Consider the following 20554-nt stretch of genomic DNA (forward strand, 5'->3'; position numbering starts at 1 on the left):
CTTGGCCGCCGGTTCTGCCTTGGCAGGGCCGTGCGGCGGAGGTTTCGAGATGCAAGTTCAAACACATACTTCCGGCCCCTTGCCGGTGCTGCGCGCTGATGCGCAGGCCCAAACGCAGGCCATTCCAGGCGGGCTGCGCTCGCTGTTCGGCCCCAGCCTGCGGTCGGCGCTGTTCGTCGCCGTGGTCACGGGCCTGGCCTATCCGCTGGTCACCACGCTCGTGGCCCAGGCTGCGTTTCCCAAGACCGCCAATGGCAGCCTGGTCATGCGCCAGGGCTCGGTCGTGGGCTCGGCTCTGATCGGGCAGGAGTTCGCCTCGCCGCGCTATTTCCAGGGCAGGCCCAGCGCCACCTCGGCGCCTGATCCCGACAAGGCCGATGCCACGGTGGCCGCGCCCTACAACGCTGCGCTGTCGGCTGCCACCAACCAGGGTCCGACCCATGCGGCGCTCAAGGAGTCCGTGGCGGCGCGCGTGGCGGCCTACCGCGAACTCAATGGCCTGGCGGCAGATGCCGCTGTGCCTGTGGATGCCGTGACGGCCTCGGCCTCCGGCCTGGACCCGCACATCTCGGTGGCCAATGCCGAGCTGCAACTGCCGCGCGTGGCCCGCGAGCGCCAACTGCCCGTGGCCAAGGTCCAGGAACTGTTGCGCCAGCAGGTGGAGCCGCGCGTGCTGGGCCTGCTGGGCGAGCCGCGCGTGAACGTGCTGCAGCTGAATCTGGCGCTGGACGATCTTTCGGCCGCGACGCTGCAGCCTGCGGCAGTCCATGCCGCCAAGGAGTAAGCCATGTCGCGCAAAACTGCTTTGTCCCTGTTCGATCCTTCGCTGGTGCGCCAGGCGCTGGGTGACTCCGTCCGAAAGCTGGCACCCAGCGCGCAATGGCGCAACCCGGTGATGTTCGTGGTCTACCTGGGCGCCATCTTCACCAGCCTGCTCTGGGCCCAGGCCCTGGCGGGCGAAGGCGAAGCGCCTGCGGGCTTCATCCTGGCGATTGCGCTGTGGCTGTGGTTCACCGTGCTGTTCGCCAACTTTGCGGAGGCGCTGGCCGAGGGGCGCAGCCGCGCCCAGGCCGCCAGCCTGCGCAGCATGAAGCGCAGCACCGTCGCCAAGAAGCTGGAGCAGGCCAACTACCAGAGCCGCTGGCATCCCGTGGGTGCCGAAGAACTGCGTTCGGGCATGTGGGTGCTGGTGGAGGCCGGCGACACCGTGCCGCTGGACGGCACCGTGATCGAGGGCGTGGCCTCGGTGGACGAGAGCGCCATCACCGGCGAATCGGCCCCCGTGATCCGCGAGGCCGGCGGCGACTTCTCTTCGGTCACCGGCGGCACGCGCGTGCTGTCGGACTGGCTGGTGGTGCAGATCACCGTCAATCCCGGTGAGTCCTTCCTCGACCGCATGATCTCCATGGTGGAGTCGGCCCGCCGCCACAAGACGCCCAACGAGCTGGCGCTGACCATTTTGCTGGTCGGGCTGACGCTGCTGTTCCTGCTGGTCATCGTTACGCTGCGGCCCTATTCGTCCTTTGCGGTGGAGCTGACGGGCAGCGGCCAGGTCGTGGGACTGACGGTGCTGATCGCCCTGCTGGTGTGCCTGATCCCGACCACCATCGGCGGCCTGCTGTCGGCCATTGGCGTGGCGGGCATGAGCCGCATGATGCAGGCCAACGTGATCGCCACCTCGGGCCGCGCCGTGGAGGCGGCCGGCGACGTGGACGTGCTGCTGCTGGACAAGACCGGCACCATCACGCTGGGCAACCGCCAGGCCAGCGAGTTCCTGCCCGCGCCCGGCGTGACGGCCGCGCAACTGGTGGATGCGGCGCAGCTGGCTTCGCTGGCCGACGAGACGCCTGAAGGCCGCAGCGTGGTCGTGCTGGCCAAGGAGATGCATGGCCTGCGCGAGCGCGACCTGGCCACGCTGCATGCGGTCTTCGTGCCCTTCACGGCCCAGACGCGCATGAGTGGCGTGGACATGCCCCAGCCCGACGGCGGCACGCGCAGCCTGCGCAAGGGCGCGGCCGACGCCGTGCGCCGCCACGTTGAATCCCTGGGCGGCAAGTTCCCGCCCGCCATGCTCAAGGTGGTGGAGGATGTGTCGCGGCGCGGCAGTACGCCGCTGGTCGTGGCCGACGGTGCCCGCGTGCTGGGCGTGATCGAGCTCAAGGACGTGGTCAAGCACGGCATACGCGAACGCTTTGCCGAGCTGCGCCGCATGGGCATCAAGACCGTGATGATCACGGGCGACAACCCGCTCACGGCGGCGGCCATTGCGGCCGAGGCCGGCGTGGACGACTACCTGGCCGAAGCCACGCCCGAGGACAAGCTGCGCCTGATCCGCGAACACCAGGCCGCAGGCCGCCTGGTGGCCATGACCGGCGACGGCACCAATGACGCGCCCGCATTGGCCCAGGCCGACGTGGCCGTGGCCATGAACAGCGGCACCCAGGCGGCCAAGGAGGCCGGCAACATGGTGGACCTGGACAGCAACCCGACCAAGCTCATCGAGGTCGTGGAGACCGGCAAGCAGATGCTGATGACGCGCGGCGCGCTGACCACCTTCAGCGTGGCCAACGACGTGGCCAAGTACTTCGCCATCATCCCGGCCGCCTTCGTGGGCACCTATCCGCAGCTGTCGGCGCTCAACGTCATGGGGCTGGCCAGCCCGGGCTCGGCCATCCTGAGTGCCGTGATCTTCAACGCGCTGATCATCATCGTGCTGATCCCGCTGGCCCTGCGCGGCGTGCCCTACCGCGCCATCGGTGCCTCGGCCCTGCTGCGGCGCAACCTGCTGATCTACGGCCTGGGTGGCCTGGTCGTTCCCTTCATCGGCATCAAGCTGATCGACATGCTGCTGGTGGCTCTGAACCTGGCGTGACCCTATGCGGCCCGCCTGCCCGGCCGGGCAGGCCCCGCTTTGCTCTTCTCTTCTCTTCAAGAAAACCAAGATGAAATCCGTTTCTTCCATGACGACCGCTTGTGCCGTCCCCCATTTCTCCCTGGCCGCACTGCTGTCGCTGGCGGCCGCATCCTGCCATGCGCAGGCCGAGACCTCCCCCGTCAGCGCTGCCAGCGCCGCTGCCCAGGAATCGCCCGTACCCGCCTACGCCCTCACCGGCAGCGTGACGCTGCTCAGCGACTACCGTTTCCGTGGCATCTCGCAAAGCTGGATGGGGCCGGCGCTGCAGGGCGGGCTGGAGCTGTCGCTGCCGCGCGGCGCCTACCTGGGCGTGTCCGGCTCCAGCGTGTCGCGCCACAGCTATCTGGATGGCCGCGCGCTGGAGCTGGACCTGTACGGCGGCTGGCGTACCGAGCTGCTGCCGGGCTGGACGGGCGACATCGGCCTGCTGCACTACAACTACCCCGGCGCGCGCGTGCCCCGCGGGGATGGCAGCGGCGGCGTGCGCTACGACACCACCGAGGCCTATCTGGGCGTCACCAACGGCGGCTTCAGCGCCAAATGGTCGCTGGCGCTGACGCCTTACTTCGGGCTGCGCGACAGCACGGCGGCCACGGCTTTTGCCGAGGCACTTCCCGGCAGCGGCAGCTCACGCGGCAGCAGCTATCTGGACCTGAACTACCAGCACCCGTTGGGCGACTGGGCCGTGCTGGGCCTGCATGCCGGCCACACGCAGGTGCGCAACTACAGCGAACTGTCGTATGCCGACTGGCGCGTCTCGCTGGCCCGCAGCTGGGGACCGTGGACGGCCACGCTGGCCTGGGCCGGTACCTCGGCCGACACGCGCTACTACCGCGCGGCCAACGCGGCGGGCCAGATGCAAAGCCTGGGGCGCAGCGGCTGGGTGCTGTCGCTGTCGGCGGCGTTCTAGTGTGGGAGCACGCTCTGGTGCTAGGCTGAGAACCATGCCCATTTCGTCCTCTGCCGAGCCGGCGCCGCCCGGTCTGCCGCGCCCCGATCCCGACGCCCTGGTCGCGCGCCTGCGCCATGAGCGGGCGCAGGAGGGACGGGGCAAGCTGCGCATCTACTTCGGATCGAATGCAGGCGTGGGCAAGACTTACGCCATGCTGGCCGCCGCCCAGCGCGAACGCCAGGGGGGCCGCGAGGTTCTGGTGGGACTCGTGGAAACCCATGGCCGCAAGGAAACGGCGCAGCAACTGCATGGCCTGGAGCAGCTGCCGCTGCGCGAGCTGCCGCACCAGGGGCGGACGCTGCGCGAGTTCGACCTGGATGCGGCGCTCGCGCGGCGGCCGCGCGTGCTGCTGCTCGATGAACTGGCGCACAGCAATGCGCCGGGTTCGCGCCATCCCAAGCGCTGGCAGGACGTGCAGGAGCTGCTGGACGCAGGCATCGATGTCTGGACCACGATCAACGTGCAGCACCTGGAAAGCCTGAACGACGTGGTGGGCGGCATCGTGGGCATCACGGTGCGCGAGACCGTGCCCGACCAGATCTTCGACGATGCCGACGAGGTCATCGTCGTCGACATCTCGCCCGACGAACTGCTGCGCCGGTTGAAGGACGGCAAGGTCTACATGCTGGAGCAGGCCGAGCGGGCCTCACGCAACTTCTTCAGGCGCGGCAACCTGCTGGCGCTGCGCGAGCTGGCGCTGCGCCGCACGGCCGACCGCGTGGACGAGGACATGCGCGACTACCGGCGCGAGCGCTCCATAGGCACGGTATGGCCTGCGCGTGAGCGCCTGCTGGTGGCCGTGGCAGGACACGCGGGCGACGACGCCCTGGTGCGCCAGGTCGCGCGCATGGCGCGCCGGCTCGATGCGGACTGGATGGTGGTCTACGTGGACGCGCCCCAGCGCCAGCACCGCCCACGCAGCGTGCAGGCCGCCGTGCTCAAGACCCTGGCCCTGGCCGCGCGCCTGGGCGCCGAGACGGCCACGCTGCCGGGCGCCGATGTGGCCGAGGCCCTGGTCGCCTTCGCGCGCGAGCGCAACGCCAGCCGCCTGGTACTGGCCCAGCCGCCGCGCCCGGCATGGTCGCCCTGGCGCTGGTGGGGCCGCAGCCTGCCTGACCGCATCGTCCAGCTGCATCCCGACATCGACGTGCTGGTGCTCTCCGGGGGCTCCAGCGCGGCCCGGACCGAGGCCGCGCCTGCCGCACCGCTGCGGCGCAGGCCGCTGCCCTGGAAGGGCTATGCCGGCGTGACCCTGGCCTGCTTGACCGCCACGGTGCTGGCCGAGCAGCTGCTGCGCATCTTCGACCCGGCCAACGTGGTGATGCTGTTCCTGCTCATCGTCGTGCTGTCTTCGTTGCGCTGGGGGCGTGGCCCGGGCGCCTGGGCGGCGCTGCTGTCGGTACTGTGCTTCGACTTTTTCTTCGTGCCTCCGCGCGGATCCTTCCATGTCAACGACACGCAGTACCTGTTCACCTTCGTGCTGATGCTAGGCGTGGCCCTGGTCTGCGGCCAGCTCATGGCGCGGCTGAGGCATGAGGCGCGCGTGGCGGCCGAGCGCGAGCGGCGCGCGGGCGCCCTGGCGCGGCTGGCGCGCGACCTGTCGGGCGCGCTCACGCAGGAGCAGGTGGTGGAGATCGCGCTGCGCACGGTCTCGGGCGTGTTCGACGCCCAGGCCGGGCTGCTGCTGCCCGATGCCGACGAGCGCCTGCGGCCCGCGGGCGGCGGCCCCTGCCCCATGGACGACAGCATTGCGCGCTGGGCCATGGACCATGGCCAGCAGGCCGGCCAGGGCACGGACACGCTGCCGGCCGCACCGGCCCGCTATGTGCCGCTGGCCGCACCTGTGCGCATGCGCGGCGTGCTGGTGCTGCAGCTGCGCGCGCCGCAGCGCCTGGAGGTGCCCGAGGAGCAGCGTCTGCTGGAGGCCTGCGCCAGCCAGGTGGCGCTGGCGCTGGAGCGCCAGCACTTCGTGGCCGTGGCCCAGCAGACCCAGATCGCCATGGAGGGCGAGCGCATGCGCAACACCCTGCTGTCGGCCGTCTCGCACGACCTGCGCACGCCGCTGACCACCATCCTGGGCGCGGCCGAGGCCGCGCAGCGCCATGTGCCGCCGGGCGGCGCGGCCGACATGCTGGAGCAGGTCCGCATCCAGGCGCAGGCCATGCAGCGCCTGGTGGAGAACCTGCTGGACATGGCGCGCCTGCAGCAAGGCGGCGTGCACCTGCAGCGCGAATGGCTTCCGCTGGATGAAGTGGTGGGCAGCGCGCTGCGCCAGATGCGCGCGCGCCTGGGCCAGCATCCCGTGAGCACCGACGTGCCCGCCAGCCTGCCGCTGCTGCAGCTCGATGCCCTGCTCATGGAGCGCGTGCTGGTCAACCTGCTGGACAACGCCGCCAAGTACACGCCGGCCGGCACGCCGCTGGCCATCAGTGCGCGTGTGCAGGATGGCGAGCTGCTGCTGTCCGTGCGCGATGGCGGGCCGGGCCTGCCATCGCACCTGCCGGTGGAGACGCTGTTCGAGCCCTTCACGCGCGGCACGGCCGAGTCCACCGTCTCGGGCATCGGCCTGGGCCTGGCGCTGGTGCGCAGCATCGTCGAGGCGCATGGCGGGCGCATCGAGGCTGCCGCCGCACGGCCCGGCCCGGGCACCATCTTCACGCTGCGCTTTCCCGTGCCCGAGCAGCCTGCGCTGGATTAGAGTCCCGCCATGCACGAAAGCACCCCATGAGCACGCCCGCCAACCGCATCCTGATGATCGAGGACGACCCCGGCATCCGCCGCTTCGTGCGCCTGGTGCTGGAAGACGAAGGCTGGCAGGTCTTCGAGGCCGACAGCGCGCGCCGCGGCCTGATAGAGGCGGCGAGCCGCCAGCCGGACCTGGTCATCCTCGACCTGGGCCTGCCGGACGCCGATGGCAAGCAGGTCCTGACCGAGCTGCGCGGGTGGTCCTCCGTGCCCGTGCTCGTGCTCTCCGCGCGCGAGCGTGAGGACGAGAAGGTGGCCGCATTGGATGCCGGCGCCGACGACTACCTGGTCAAGCCCTTCGGCGTGCCCGAGCTGCTGGCCCGGCTGCGCGTGATGCTGCGCCGCCGCCAGCAGCTGGGCGCCGCCGGTGGGGCGGGCGGCACCGCCGCGTCCAGCAAGGTGCACTTCGGCCCGGTGCAGGTGGACCTGGCCACGCATGAGGTGCGGCGCGCGGGGCAGCCGGTGCACCTCACGCCCATCGAATTCCGCCTGCTGGCGGCCCTGATCGCCGCCCAGGGCCGTGTGATGACCCACCGCCAGCTGCTGCTGCAGGTCTGGGGCCCCGAGTACCTGAGTCGCGCCCACTACCTGCGCGTGCACATGGCCAATCTGCGCCAGAAGATCGAGGACGAGCCGGCCCAGCCGCGCCACCTGGTGACCGAGCTGCAGGTGGGCTACCGGCTTGTGGGGCTGGGCGGTGAGGCATCCCCGGGATCGGTATAATCGGCGCCTCTCTGAGGAGCGTTGCAGCGGCCCCCACACATCAGGCGTGGTCGCGAGGCTCGGAGTCATACCTGCAACGACGCTCGCCCACGCTTTCTGTGCGGTGAGCTTTTTTTCGTCTCCCGCAGAACGTGGTTTTTCATTCATCTTTTGGAGAAAACCATGAACGCTGCTGTTCGTCCCGTTTCCGCCGACACGGCCATCGCTGACATTTCCCTCGCTGCCTGGGGCCGCAAGGAAATCCGGATCGCCGAAACCGAAATGCCCGGCCTGATGGCCACGCGCGAGGAATTCGCCGCTGCCCAGCCCCTCAAGGGCGCGCGCATCACCGGCTCGCTGCACATGACCATCCAGACGGCCGTGCTGATCGAGACGCTCAAGGCCCTGGGCGCCGAAGTGCGCTGGGCGTCGTGCAACATCTTCTCGACGCAGGACCACGCTGCTGCCGCCATCGCGGAAACCGGCACGCCCGTGTTCGCCATCAAGGGCGAATCGCTGGCCGACTACTGGGACTACACCCACCGCATCTTTGAATTCGGCGCCGCCGGCACCGAAGGCGAAGGCCCCAACATGATCCTGGACGACGGCGGCGACGCCACCATGCTGCTGCACCTGGGCATGCGCGCCGAAAAGGACCTGTCCGTGCTGGACAACCCCGCCTCCGAAGAAGAGAAGATCGCCTTCGCCGCCATCCGCGCCAAGCTGGCCCAGGACCCCACCTGGTACACGCGCAAGAGCGCCCACATCATCGGCGTGACTGAAGAGACCACGACCGGCGTGCACCGCCTCAACGAGATGTCGGCCAAGGGCACGCTGAAGTTCCGTGCCATCAACGTCAACGACTCCGTCACCAAGAGCAAGTTCGACAACCTCTACGGCTGCCGCGAATCGCTGGTGGACGGCATCAAGCGCGCCACCGACGTGATGATCGCCGGCAAGGTTGCCGTGGTGGCCGGCTACGGCGACGTGGGCAAGGGCTGCGCCCAGGCGCTGCGCGCGCTGTCGGCCCAGGTCTGGGTCACCGAGATCGATCCCATCAACGCCCTGCAGGCGGCCATGGAAGGCTACAAGGTCGTGACCATGGAGTGGGCAGCCGACAAGGCCGACATCTTTGTGACCACCACCGGCAACCGCGATATCATCCGCCACGAGCACATGGTGGCCATGAAGAACGAAGCCATCGTCTGCAACATCGGCCACTTCGACAACGAGATCGACGTCGCCTCCATCGAGCAGTACCAGTGGGAAGAGATCAAGCCCCAGGTGGACCACATCACCTTCCCTGACGGCAAGAAGATCATCCTGCTGGCCAAGGGCCGCCTGGTGAACCTGGGTTGCGCCACCGGCCACCCCAGCTTCGTGATGAGCGCCTCGTTCGCCAACCAGACCATCGCCCAGATCGAGCTGTTCACCAAGCCCGATGCCTACGAGGTCGGCAAGGTCTACGTGCTGCCCAAGATCCTGGACGAGAAGGTCGCCCGCCTGCACCTGAAGAAGGTCGGCGCCATGCTGACCGAACTGACGGACGGCCAGGCTGCCTATATCGGCGTGAGCAAGCAGGGTCCCTACAAGCCCGAAACTTATCGCTACTAAGCACCCCCTGAGGCGCTGACGCGCCTTCCCCCTCTCTATCCGCTTCGCGGAGGAGGGGGACGACGCCCTCGCTGCGGGGCGGCCCTTGCTTGGCGTCCCTGAGTTGGGTCGCGCCGGTTTCGGGCATTAGTCAACTGAGATTTCCTGGAGCGACGCTATGCGCGCAGATGTATTTTTGGTGGAAGCCGGCCATGCGGCCACGCGCTCGCAGGCGCAGCGGCTGATTGCAGGCGGCGTGCAATGGCGCATGACGCCGCTGACGCCTTGGAAGAAGGTTGCCAAGAACGGCGACGAGATTCCTGCGGGTGCCGAGCTGCAGTTGCTGGACGGGGCCGAGGCCCGGTTCATCTCGCGCGGCGGGCTGAAGCTGGAAGGCGCACTGGCGGCCACCAAGCTGTCGGTGCAGGGCCTGCGCTGCCTGGACGTGGGCCAGAGCACGGGCGGTTTCACCGACTGCCTGCTGCAGGCGGGCGCCGCCCAGGTCATCGGCGTGGACGTGGGCCACGGCCAGTTGCATGACCGGCTGCGCTCGGATGTGCGTGTGATCTGCGTCGAGGGCGTCAACGCCCGCGCGGTGACGGCCGAGGGCCTGCAGGAGTCCTGCGAGGAAGTGCTGTCCGAACGCTGGGAAGAAGATCCCGACGACAACGACACCCAGCCCGTGGCGCCCTATGCCTGGATGCGCAACGGCGGTCTGGTCGATGAAGACTACGACGACAGCGACGACGCCAAGGAAAAAGAGATCGAGGCCTTCAAGGCCGAGCGCGCGGCCAAGGGCAAAGCCCGGGAAGAAGGCACGGTGGCCACGCAGCGCCGCCGCCGCGCCGAGTTTGCCGACGTGGACATCACGCCGCAGTTCGACTTCGTCACGGGCGATCTGTCCTTCATCTCGCTGACCCTGGTGCTGCCGGCCGTCACGCGCCTGCTCAAGCCGCATGGCCAGCTGCTGATGCTGGTCAAGCCGCAGTTCGAACTGCAGCCGGGCCAGGTCGGCAAGGGCGGCATCGTGCGCGATGCGGCCCTGTTCACCGAGGTGGAGCAGCGCATCCGCACCTGCCTGGGCGAGCTGGGCCTGGAGGTCAAGGGCTGGATGGAGTCGGCCATCGAAGGCGGTGACGGCAACCGCGAATTCTTCGTGCATGCCCAGCAGGCGGCCGTGGTGAAGGAGCCAGAGCAGCCTGAAACGCAGGACGAGGATGAACCCCGTTCGGCCGTGAAGGCCGCGCCCAAGCGCGTGTCCCGCACCGTGCTGCGCGAGCAGCGCAACGAGCGTGTGATCGACACCAGCACCGAGTTCGGCGTGCCCGGACCTGGGCGCGCCAAGCTGCGCAAACGCAACGAATGAAACACTGAGCAGTGAGTCTTACATGAGCTTTCCGATCAGCTTCGAATTCTTCCCGACCAAGACGCCCGAAGGCGCGGCCAAGCATGTGCAGGTGCGCAAGAACCTCTATGCACGCAAGCCCCAGTTCTGCTCCGTCACTTATGGCGCGGGCGGCTCCACGCAGGCCGGCACCTTCAACATGGTGCGTGACATCCAGAGCGAAGGCGTCAGCGCGGCATCGCATTTCTCCTGCGTGGGCGCCACGCACGACAAGGTGCGTGCCGAGCTGCAGGAGCTCAAGGCCATGGGCGTGCGCCGCATCGTCGCGCTGCGCGGCGACCTGCCCAGCGGCTATGGCCTGGGCGGTGAATTCCAGTACGCCAGCGACCTCGTGGAATTCATCCGCCGCGAGTTCGGCGACTGGTTCCGCATCGAGGTGGCAGCCTATCCCGAGGTCCACCCGCAGGCGAAATCCCCACATTCCGATCTGGAAGCGTTTGCGGCTAAAGTGCGCGCTGGCGCGGATTCCGCGATCACCCAATATTTCTACAATGCCGACGCCTACTGCCGTTTCGTTGATGCGGCGCGCGGCATGGGGCTTGATGCACCGGTTGTTCCCGGCATCATGCCCATCACCAGCTCTACGCAGCTGATGCGCTTCTCGGACGCCTGCGGCGCCGAGATCCCGCGCTGGATCCGCCTGCGTCTGCAGGCTTACGGAGATGACACGGCGTCCATTCGCGCCTTCGGCCTCGATGTCGTGTCCCGTCTATGCGAGCAGTTGCGCAGCCAGGGCGCTCCCGGGCTGCACTTCTATACGATGAACCAGAGCGTCGCCACGCTGGAAATCTGCGATCGATTGGGCCTTTGAGCGCGCAGCCACTGCGCCGGCCCCGGGCGGCCCTCTAGAACTTGGGAACGGTCAGGCGTTCCCTGGAGGTTTTTGCCCATGGATCGTAATTTTCGACGCCTGCATTGGCGCTGGCTGGCCATGTGTGCCATCACCGCCACCCTGGCTGGCTGCGCACCGGCTCCCGTGGCCGAAACCGATGCCGAGTCCGGCGCCCTGATGGCCGGTTCTGCTGGTGCAGCAGGTGCCGAGGCCATGGCTGAAGGCCAGACGCCTGCGGCCGTTCCCTCCGCAGGCAAGCGCAGCAGCCGCGCCTCGCGGGCCACACCGCCTGCCAGCAGGTCCGCGGATGCCAGGCCCTCCGAACCGGCTTCGCCCGAAGAGAGTGCCGACACTCCCTCCAATCCCGATTTCGCCCTCGTTCCCTCGCGCGACAGTGACCAGCAAGGCCTGGCTTCCTGGTATGGCCCGGGACTGCATGGCCGGCTGACGGCCAGCGGCGAACGTTTCGACAAGGAAGAGCTGACGGCTGCGCACCGCAGCTTCGCCTTCGGCAGCCGCGTTTGTGTGCGCAGCGCCGCGACAGGCAGGACGGTGGTGGTGCGCATCAATGACCGGGGGCCGTTTGCGCCCGGCCGCGTGATCGACCTGAGCCAGGCTGCTGCGCAGGAGCTGGGCATGGTCGGCCTGGGCATCAAGCCCGTGGAGCTGTGGCAGCTCGACGAAGGCGAGGAAGAATGCCCCGAAACCCTGGTCACCGCCAGGAAGGCAGAGTCCCTCAAGAAGACTCAGCAGGCCAGGGCACAGACACAAACACAAACGCAGGCGCGGACCCAGGTTCAGGCAAAGGCCCCGGTCCGGCCGCGTGTGCAGGCCAAGGCGCCCGCATCCAGGCCCAATGCACGCACGGCCGTGGCCAGCCGTGCCGCCCCTGCCGCCAAGCCGGTGGCGAAGGCCGCAGCGCCCGCCGCAGCCTCGGCCACGGCAGTGGCCTCTGCGGCGTCGAGCTCGCGCTGAACCGTGTTCAGCCGCCCGATTCGAGCGTGAAGGCCGCGTTCTCGTCCTGACCGAGCAGCTTGACCAGCTGCGGCATGGCCGGCTTGAGCTGTTCCTTGAGATTGAACGGCGGATTGATCAGGAACATGCCGCTGGCCGGCAGGCCGCCGCGCTCCGACGTCTTGTTGCTCTTGACCGTGAGCTCCACATGCAGCCAGCTCTTGCCGGCCTTGGTGGTCATGGTCTTCAGGCGGCGCGGCAGATCGTGCGCCTCGGGGCGCGGGATGATCGGATACCAGACCGCATAGGTGCCTGTGGCAAAGCGCTTGAGGCTGTCGGCCGCCATGTCCAGCACCTTGGCGTAGTCGCTCTTGAGCTCGTAGCTGGGGTCGCACAGCACCAGGGCGCGGCGCGACGGTGGTGGCAGGAATTTCTTGATGCCTTCGAAGCCGTCCTCGTGCAGCACGGCCACCTGGCGGCCCGCTTCGAGCTGGGCAATGTTGCCCGCCAGCGAGCGCATGTCGGTGGGATGCAGCTCGAAGACCTTGAGCTTGTCGCGCTCCTGCACGCGCAGCAGGGACTGGATGATGAAGGGCGAGCCCGGGTAGTTGCGCAGCTGCGCGCCCTGGTTGAAGGAGCGCACCGTGGCCAGGTAGGCATGCAGCACCGGGGCCAGCTCGGCCTCCTTGGCCTGGGCCAGGCGCATGATGCCGTCGGCGGACTCGCCGCTCTTGTTGGCGTAGTCGCCGTCCAGTCGGTACAGGCCGGCGCCGGCGTGCGTGTCCAGCACCGTGAGGGCGGCATCCTTCTGGAGGAGGTATTGCAGGGTGGCGATCAGCACGGTGTGCTTGAGCACATCGGCATGGTTGCCTGCATGGAAGGCGTGGCGGTAACTGAACATAGGCGTATGGTAACCAGCCGCGCTGCCGGGTGGTTGCCCGTGGCGGCTGAAGGATGGGGGCCGGCGCTGAAGACAGGGCGGCGCAAGGGGGATGGCGAAGACCTGCCGTTTTTGTATAATGGAGGGCTTCGCAGCGATTTTAGGGTCCCGCGGCGAAGTTTACATCCCCGCCTAAGAGGCTTCCTTTTTGAAGAAGCGCCGACCGCGGAAAAGGGCCCGCCAAACCTTTCTTGAAAGAGAAAACTCATGTCTACATTCAGCGCAAAGCCCGCTGAGGTGCAACACGAGTGGTTTGTGATTGACGCCACCGATAAGGTGCTCGGACGTGTCGCCAGCGAAGTGGCACTCCGTCTGCGCGGCAAGCACAAAGCCATTTACACACCTCACGTTGACACCGGCGACTTCATCGTCATCATCAACGCCTCCAAGCTCAAGGTCACCGGCACCAAGAACCTGGACAAGGTGTACTACCGCCACTCTGGTTTCCCCGGCGGCATCACTGCCACCAACTTCCGCGACATGCAGGCCAAGTTCCCCGGCCGTGCTCTGGAAAAGGCCGTCAAGGGCATGCTGCCCAAGGGTCCCCTGGGCTACGCAATGATCAAGAAGCTCAAGGTGTACGGCGGTGCTGAGCATCCCCACACCGCCCAGCAGCCCAAGGCTCTGGAAATCTAAGGAGACCTAGATGATTGGTGATTGGAACAATGGCACCGGCCGTCGCAAATCCAGCGTCGCACGCGTGTTCCTGAAGAAGGGCTCCGGCAAGATTACCGTGAATGGCAAGGACATTCAGGAATACTTCGGCCGCGAAACCTCGATCATGATCGCAAAGCAGCCCCTGGCTCTGACGAGCAACCTGGAAGCTTTCGACATTCAAGTGAACGTCCACGGTGGTGGTGAATCCGGCCAGGCCGGCGCTACCCGCCACGGCATCACCCGCGCCCTGATCGACTATGACGCAGCGCTCAAGCCCGTCCTGAGCCAAGCCGGCTTCGTGACGCGTGACGCTCGTGAAGTCGAACGTAAGAAGGTCGGCCTGCGCTCCGCACGCCGCGCCAAGCAGTTCTCCAAGCGTTAATCCGCTGGCACTGCAGGAAAGTCCCCCGGGGCTTTCCCCAGAAAAAAACCGCCTTTGCCGGCGGTTTTTTTCTGGGCGATGCAAACCCTTCGCATTCACCTTCGCCGTCGGTGGCCAATGCCCCCACTTGCACTGTCGTCAAGCCGGCGGCCCCGGGAATTCCCGAGCCCTTTGCTGTACCATTCGGGCCAATTGAGAACTTCGGAGTATCCCCATGAGCGCCGTCGCAGAAATCACCGAAACCACCACCGCCGAAATGCCCACCCCGATCGTCTTCACCGACAGCGCAGCTGCCAAGGTGGCCGATCTGATCGCCGAGGAAGGCAACCCTGACCTGAAGCTGCGCGTGTTCGTGCAGGGCGGCGGCTGCTCGGGCTTCCAGTACGGCTTCACCTTCGACGAGATCACCAACGACGACGACACGACCATGACCAAGAATGGCGTGTCGCTGCTGATCGACGCCATGAGCTACCAGTACCTGGTGGGTGCCGAGATCGACTACAAGGAAGACCTGCAGGGCGCGCAGTTCGTGATCAAGAACCCCAACGCCTCCACCACCTGCGGCTGCGGATCGAGCTTCTCGGTATAAGCCTTGTTGGCCGCGCTGCAGTGAAGCCCGCAGCAGCCCGCCGCACAACACGCCACCAACCGCCGCGCAGCAATGCGCAGGCGGTTTTTTAACGCCTGCGCCCTCCCTGCCTTGCCATGATTCCTGAAGACAAAAGCGCTTCCGCCTCCACCACATCCTCCTCGCGTTCGGTGCTGCTATGGCTTGTGGCCATCGGCTTTTTCATGCAGACGCTGGACGGCACCATCGTCAACACCGCGCTGCCCACCATGGCCGAGGCCCTGGGCGAGAGCCCGCTGCGCATGCAGTCGGTCATCGTCGCCTACTCGCTGACCATGGCCATGCTGATCCCGGCCTCGGGCTGGATGGCCGACCGCTTCGGCACGCGGCGCGTCTACCTGTGGGCGATTGCGCTGTTCGTGCTGGGCTCGGTGATGTGCGCGATTGCGCCCAACCTGCAGCTGATGGTGGCTGCGCGCGTGCTGCAGGGCATGGGCGGGGCGCTGCTCATGCCGGTGGGGCGGCTGGCCGTGCTGCGCGCCTTTCCGCGCGAGCAGTTCCTCAAGGCCATGAGCTTCGTGGCCATCCCCGGCCTGGTCGGGCCGCTGATCGGCCCCACGCTGGGCGGCTGGATGGTGGAGTACGTGAGCTGGCACTGGATCTTCCTGGTCAACGTGCCCGTGGGCCTGATCGGCCTGGCCGCCACGCTGCGCTTCATGCCGGTGGGCGACCGCTTTGCCGTCAAGCGCTTCGACGGCGTGGGCTATGCGCTGCTGGCCTTCGGCATGGTGGCCGTGTCGCTGGCGCTGGACAGCATGTCGGGCAAGGGCATACACGGCGCCATGGTCTTCGTGCTGCTGATCTTCGGTCTGGCCAGCCTGGCCGCCTACTGGCTGCACGCGCTGCGCCGGCCCGACCCGCTGTTCGCCCCCGAGCTGTTTGCCGTGCGCAGCCTGCGCGTGGGCCTTCTGGGCAACCTGTTCTCGCGCCTGGGCAGCTCCTGCATGCCCTTCCTGATCCCGCTGGTGCTGCAGGTCTGCCTGGGCTTCTCTCCGCTGCAGGCCGGCATGATGATGCTGCCCACGGTGCTGGCCAGCATGGCCATGAAGCGCCAGACCACCACGCTGATCCAGCGCATCGGCTACCGCCGCGTGCTCATGGGCAACACTCTGGTGCTGTCGCTGATGATCGCCAGCTTCGGTACGGTCTCCACGGCGCTGCCGCTGTGGGTGGTTATCGTCCAGCTGCTGATCTTCGGCGCCACCAACTCCATGCAGTTCACGGCCATGAACACCGTCACGCTCAAGGACCTCGATGCCGGCAACGCCAGCAGCGGCAACAGCCTGCTGTCCATGGTGCAGATGCTGGCCATGGGCATGGGCGTGGCCGCCGCAGGTGCGGTGCTGGCCGGTTTCAGCGAATGGTTCGGCGGCGACACGCCGCAGCACACCCTCAATGCCTTCCGCGCCACCTTCGTCTGCATGGGCGCGGTGACGCTGGCCTCGACCATGATCTTCTCGCAGCTCGGCGACGATGAGGATGTGCGGCCCAAGCCTCTGGAGCCGGCCGAGCACGAGTGAGGGCTGTGCATAGCTTTTGAACCCTGAACCGCTGCAATCCACACTTTTGTTGCGGGTTTACCCTTGTTTTTGGCAAGGATATATGGCAGCCCGCATAGGAAATATCGAGGCCGTCTTATGCGTTTGGGCGGGGCTGGACTTAATCTCGGGTACATCCGCAGGACTTACGCAAGCAAGAACGCAAACACGCCATCGCCACAGGGCCAGCGGCTTTCTTCCTCGGAATTTGCGTAAGTCGTGATCCGAACAGTCCACGCACCAGCAGTTGCCCCCACGAGCATGAGCCAGAGCCCCAGTTCCCAACCCATCCGCTTCTATCACCGCGGCCAGATCGTCGAGGTACAGGGGCCGCATCCCACGCGCTCGGTGCTCGACTGGCTGCGCGGCGACGCGCGCTGCACCGGCACCAAGGAGGGCTGCAACGAAGGTGATTGCGGCGCCTGCACGGTGGTCATCGCCGAGCTGGCCGAAGACGGCGCGCCCGACGCCGTGGGCGGCCTGCAGCTGCAGACGGTCAATGCCTGCATCCAGTTCCTGCCCACGCTGCATGGCAAGGCGCTGTTCACGGTGGAGGACGTCAAGGGCCAGTGCGCCAGCAAGCAGGGCTGTGCCACCGGCAAGCCCGCAGGCGGGGCCGAGCTGCACCCCGTGCAGCAGGCGCTGGTGGACTGTCACGGCTCGCAGTGCGGCTTTTGCACGCCGGGCTTCGTGATGTCGCTGTGGTCGGCCTACGAGCACCACCAGCAGGCCGGCACGCGCCCCTCGCGCCAGCAGCTGGCCGACGAGCTGTCGGGCAATCTGTGCCGCTGCACGGGCTACCGTCCCATCCTGGACGCAGGCCAGCGCATGTTCGACCTGCCCGCCACGCGCATGGCCACCGACCCCGTGGTGCAGGCACTGCAGGGCCTGCGCGCGCAGGATGCCGGCTTGGACTACGCCGCTCCCAACGCCGCCCAGGGCGGCCGTGTGGACAGCTTCCACGCTCCGCGCACGCTGGACGAGCTGGCCGCCGTGTGCGAGGCCAAGCCCCGCGCGCGCCTGCTGGCAGGCTCCACCGATGTGGGGCTGTGGGTGACCAAGCAGTTCCGCGACCTGGGCGACATCGTCTATGTGGGCGACGTGGCCGAGATGAAGCGCGTCGAGGAACGCCACGGCGCGGGCAGCCTGGACGGCGGCGAGCTGTACATCGGCGCCGGTGCCTCGCTGGAATCGGCCTGGTCCGCGCTGTCGCAGCGCTTCGAGGGGCTGACCGACGTGTGGCTGCGCTTTGCCTCCGTGCCCATCCGCCATGCGGGCACCATGGGTGGCAACGTGGCCAATGGCTCGCCCATTGGCGACTCCCCGCCCGTGCTGATGGCGCTGGACGCGCAGATCGAGCTGCGCAAGGGCGCGCGCGTGCGCCGCATGCCGCTGCATGACTTCTATCTGGACTACATGAAGAACCAGCTGGAACCGGGCGAGTTCGTGCAGGCACTGGCCGTGCCGCTGGACGCTGCAAGGCGCCAGACCCGTGCCTACAAGATCAGCAAGCGCTTTGACTGCGATATCTCGGCGCTGTGCGCGGGGCTGGCCATCGAGCTCGATGGCGAGGTGGTGAAGTCCGCCCGCCTGGCCTTTGGCGGCATGGCCGCCGTGGTCAAGCGTGCGGCCCTGGCGGAGGCGGCCATCGTGGGCCAGCCCTGGGACCAGGCCGCAGTGAAGGCCGCCCAGGCCGCGCTGGCCCAGGACTTCAAGCCCATGTCCGACATGCGCGCCAGCGCCGACTACCGGCTCAAGGTGGCGCAGAACCTGCTGCAGCGCCTGTGGCTGGAGACACGTCCGCAGCAGCCGCTGCCGCTGCAGGCCACCAGCGTCTGGAGCGTGATGCCCCACGCAGTGCACCAAGGAGCCTGAAATGAACCGCCCCATCGATCCCTCCCTGCTGCACTCGTCCGAGGCCTTTGCGCATTACCTGAAGAACACCGCCTTCCGCGTGGACGAGCGCGCCGAGGCCGGCGCCCACACCCAGGGCCAGCGCGTGGGCATCAGCCGCCCGCATGAATCGGCCCATCTGCATGTGGCCGGCGAGGCCGCCTACATCGACGACCTGCCCGAGCTGGACGGCACGCTGCACTGTGCGCTGGGCCTGTCGCCCGTGGCCAATGGCCGGCTCAATGCGCTCAGGCTGGATGCCATCCGCGCCATGCCCGGCGTGGTGGCCGTGCTCACGGGCGAGGACATTCCCGGCGTCAACGACTGCGGCTCCATCATCCACGACGACCCCATCCTGTGCAGCGGCGAAATCCGCTACCTGGGCCAGCCGCTGTTCGCCGTGATCGCCGAAAACCGCGAGGCTGCGCGCCTGGCTGCGGCCCAGGCCAAGGCGGCGGCCGACATCACGGCCGAGCCGCCCGTGCTCACGCCCCAGCAGGCGCATGAGCTGGGCCAGTACGTGCTGCCGCCCATGCACCTGGCGCGCAGCACGAATGAAGGCGGCGCGCGCCGCGCCATGGACGAGGCGCCGCACCGCCTGAAGTCATCGTTCTACGTGGGCGGCCAGGAGCAGTTCTACCTGGAAGGCCAGATCAGCTACGCCATTCCCAAGGAGGACGGTGCCGTCCACCTGTACTGCTCCACCCAGCACCCCAGCGAGATGCAGCATCTGGTGGCGCATGCGCTGGGCGTGGCCTCGCACGCCGTGCATGTGGAGTGCCGCCGCATGGGCGGCGGCTTCGGCGGCAAGGAGTCGCAGTCGGCCCTGTTCGCCTGCGTGGCCTCGGTGGCCGCGACGCGGCTGCGCCGCCCCGTCAAGCTGCGCCTGGACCGCGATGACGACTTCATGATCACGGGCCGCCGCCACTGCTTCTGGTACGAGTACGAGGTGGGCTACGACGACGAGGGCCGCATCCTGGGCGCCGAGATCTCCATGGTCTCGCGCGCCGGCCACTCGGCCGACCTGTCCGGCCCCGTGATGACGCGCGCGCTGTGCCACTTCGACAACACGTACTGGCTGCCCGATGTGTCCATGCACGGCTACTCCGGCAAGACCAATACGCAGAGCAATACGGCGTTCCGCGGCTTCGGCGGCCCGCAGGGCGCGATCGCCATCGAGAACATCATGGAGACGGTGGCGCGCGAGCTGGGGCGCGATGCGCTCGATGTGCGCCGCGTCAACTTCTACGGCAAGACCGAGCGCAATGTCACGCCCTATAGCCAGGTCGTGACCGACAACGTGATCCACGAGCTGGTGGCCGAGCTGGAGACCTGCAGCGACTACCGCGCGCGCCGCGATGCCATCGCCGAGTTCAACGCGGCCAGCCCCGTGCTCAAGCGCGGCCTGTCGCTGACGCCGCTCAAGTTCGGCATCTCCTTCAACGTCAAGCACTTCAACCAGGCCGGCGCCCTGGTCCATGTCTACAACGACGGCTCCATCCTCGTGAACCACGGCGGCACCGAGATGGGCCAGGGCCTGAACACCAAGGTGGCCCAGGTCGTGGCGCATGAGCTGGGCGTGGGCTTCGGTCGCGTGCGCGTCACGGCCACCGACACCACCAAGGTGGCCAACACCTCGGCCACGGCGGCATCGACGGGGGCCGACCTCAACGGCAAGGCCGCTCAGGACGCGGCGCGTCAGATCCGCGAACGCCTGGCCGCCTGCGCCGCAGAGCGCCATGGCGGCCGCGCGGAGGACGTGCGCTTTGCCAACGACCAGGTCCACGTCAACGGCAAGGTGCTGGATTTCAAGGCCGTGGTGGGCGAGGCCTACATCGAGCGCGTGCAGCTGTGGTCCGACGGCTTCTATGCCACGCCCGGCCTGTCGTGGAACAAGGACACCATGCAGGGCCGGCCCTTCTACTACTACGCCTACGGCGCGGCCGTGAGCGAGGTGGTGGTGGACACGCTGACCGGCGAGTTCAAGCTGCTGCGCGCCGACGTGCTGCACGACGTGGGCCGCTCGCTGAACCCGGCCGTGGACGTGGGCCAGGTCGAGGGCGCCTTCATCCAGGGCATGGGCTGGCTGACCACGGAAGAGCTGGTCTGGCACCCGCAAAGCGGCAAGCTCACCACGCACGCGCCCAGCACCTACAAGATCCCGACGGCCAATGACTGCCCGCCCGTGTTCAACGTGCGGCTGTTCGAGGGCGACAACTTCGAGGACTCCATCCACCGCAGCAAGGCCGTGGGCGAGCCGCCGCTGCTGCTGCCGTTCTCGGTGTTCTTCGCCATCCGCGATGCCGTCTCGGCCGCGGGCGGGCACCGCAGCAACCCGCCGCTGCAATCGCCGGCCACGCCGGAATCCATCCTGCGCGCCATCGAGGCCGTGCAGGCCGCCGGGAGCTGAGCGGACCGG

At 67.8% G+C, this 20554-nt stretch carries 16 protein-coding genes and 1 riboswitch; of the genes, 15 read left to right on the plus strand and 1 reads right to left on the minus strand.

Going from position 1 to position 20554, the window contains the following annotated elements:
* The first annotated feature begins 49 nt into the window (after positions 1-49).
* The 9 genes from kdpC to IAE24_RS14380 all read left to right on the plus strand — a co-directional run bounded on the left by kdpC (position 50) and on the right by IAE24_RS14380 (position 12118).
* Positions 50-784, plus strand: coding sequence for a K(+)-transporting ATPase subunit C (kdpC, locus tag IAE24_RS14340; protein ID WP_199960217.1), 735 nt, complete (start codon positions 50-52; stop codon positions 782-784).
* Positions 785-787: 3 nt separating this feature from the next.
* Positions 788-2872, plus strand: coding sequence for a potassium-transporting ATPase subunit KdpB (gene kdpB, locus IAE24_RS14345; RefSeq protein WP_199960218.1), 2085 nt, complete (start codon positions 788-790; stop codon positions 2870-2872).
* Positions 2873-2960: 88 nt separating this feature from the next.
* Positions 2961-3824, plus strand: coding sequence for a TorF family putative porin (locus IAE24_RS14350; protein ID WP_199960219.1), 864 nt, complete (start codon positions 2961-2963; stop codon positions 3822-3824).
* A 34-nt stretch (positions 3825-3858) separates the two neighbouring features.
* Positions 3859-6564, plus strand: coding sequence for a sensor histidine kinase (locus tag IAE24_RS14355; protein ID WP_043820198.1), 2706 nt, complete (start codon positions 3859-3861; stop codon positions 6562-6564).
* Between the two features lie 26 nt (positions 6565-6590).
* Positions 6591-7334, plus strand: coding sequence for a response regulator (locus tag IAE24_RS14360; protein WP_034397322.1), 744 nt, complete (start codon positions 6591-6593; stop codon positions 7332-7334).
* A 7-nt stretch (positions 7335-7341) separates the two neighbouring features.
* A riboswitch (S-adenosyl-L-homocysteine riboswitch) is annotated at positions 7342-7426 on the plus strand.
* Between the two features lie 70 nt (positions 7427-7496).
* Positions 7497-8927 (plus strand): adenosylhomocysteinase, encoded by a 1431-nt coding sequence (ahcY, locus tag IAE24_RS14365; protein WP_199960220.1) that lies wholly within the window; start codon positions 7497-7499, stop codon positions 8925-8927.
* 157 nt (positions 8928-9084) lie between these two features.
* A complete protein-coding gene (locus IAE24_RS14370) occupies positions 9085-10272 on the plus strand; it encodes a TlyA family RNA methyltransferase (protein WP_199960221.1) in 1188 nt (395 codons plus the stop codon).
* 22 nt (positions 10273-10294) lie between these two features.
* The gene (gene metF, locus IAE24_RS14375; protein WP_199960222.1) at positions 10295-11122 is read left to right on the plus strand and encodes a methylenetetrahydrofolate reductase [NAD(P)H]; all 828 of its coding nucleotides are present in this window, start codon (positions 10295-10297) and stop codon (positions 11120-11122) included.
* A gap of 78 nt (positions 11123-11200) precedes the next feature.
* Complete coding sequence (locus IAE24_RS14380; RefSeq protein ID WP_199960223.1) at positions 11201-12118, plus strand: septal ring lytic transglycosylase RlpA family protein; 918 nt, start codon at positions 11201-11203, stop codon at positions 12116-12118.
* 7 nt (positions 12119-12125) lie between these two features.
* Here the strand turns inward: IAE24_RS14380 and IAE24_RS14385 are convergent, their stop codons facing one another.
* Positions 12126-12998, minus strand: coding sequence for a 23S rRNA (adenine(2030)-N(6))-methyltransferase RlmJ (locus IAE24_RS14385; protein WP_199960224.1), 873 nt, complete (start codon positions 12996-12998; stop codon positions 12126-12128).
* Positions 12999-13244: 246 nt separating this feature from the next.
* Between IAE24_RS14385 and rplM the strand changes: the two genes are divergently transcribed.
* The 6 genes from rplM to xdhB all read left to right on the plus strand — a co-directional run bounded on the left by rplM (position 13245) and on the right by xdhB (position 20545).
* Positions 13245-13673, plus strand: a complete 429-nt coding sequence (gene rplM, locus IAE24_RS14390) for a 50S ribosomal protein L13 (RefSeq protein WP_012207711.1) — start codon at positions 13245-13247, stop codon at positions 13671-13673.
* Positions 13674-13683: 10 nt separating this feature from the next.
* Positions 13684-14076 (plus strand): 30S ribosomal protein S9, encoded by a 393-nt coding sequence (gene rpsI, locus IAE24_RS14395; protein ID WP_012207710.1) that lies wholly within the window; start codon positions 13684-13686, stop codon positions 14074-14076.
* Positions 14077-14290: 214 nt separating this feature from the next.
* The gene (gene erpA / locus IAE24_RS14400; protein ID WP_013800449.1) at positions 14291-14665 is read left to right on the plus strand and encodes an iron-sulfur cluster insertion protein ErpA; all 375 of its coding nucleotides are present in this window, start codon (positions 14291-14293) and stop codon (positions 14663-14665) included.
* A gap of 116 nt (positions 14666-14781) precedes the next feature.
* Positions 14782-16224: a multidrug transporter subunit MdtD gene (gene mdtD, locus IAE24_RS14405; protein ID WP_013800450.1), complete on the plus strand. Its 1443-nt coding sequence runs from the start codon at positions 14782-14784 to the stop codon at positions 16222-16224.
* Between the two features lie 279 nt (positions 16225-16503).
* Complete coding sequence (xdhA, locus tag IAE24_RS14410) at positions 16504-18117, plus strand: xanthine dehydrogenase small subunit (RefSeq protein ID WP_199960225.1); 1614 nt, start codon at positions 16504-16506, stop codon at positions 18115-18117.
* A 1-nt stretch (position 18118) separates the two neighbouring features.
* Positions 18119-20545 carry a xanthine dehydrogenase molybdopterin binding subunit gene (gene xdhB, locus IAE24_RS14415; protein ID WP_199960226.1) on the plus strand — a complete coding sequence of 809 codons (2427 nt, stop codon included), beginning with the start codon at positions 18119-18121 and terminating at the stop codon, positions 20543-20545.
* Positions 20546-20554 lie beyond the last annotated feature (9 nt).

This window comes from Delftia sp. S65 (genome assembly GCF_016516495.1).
GTDB classification, from domain to species: Bacteria; Pseudomonadota; Gammaproteobacteria; order Burkholderiales; family Burkholderiaceae_C; genus Comamonas; species Comamonas acidovorans.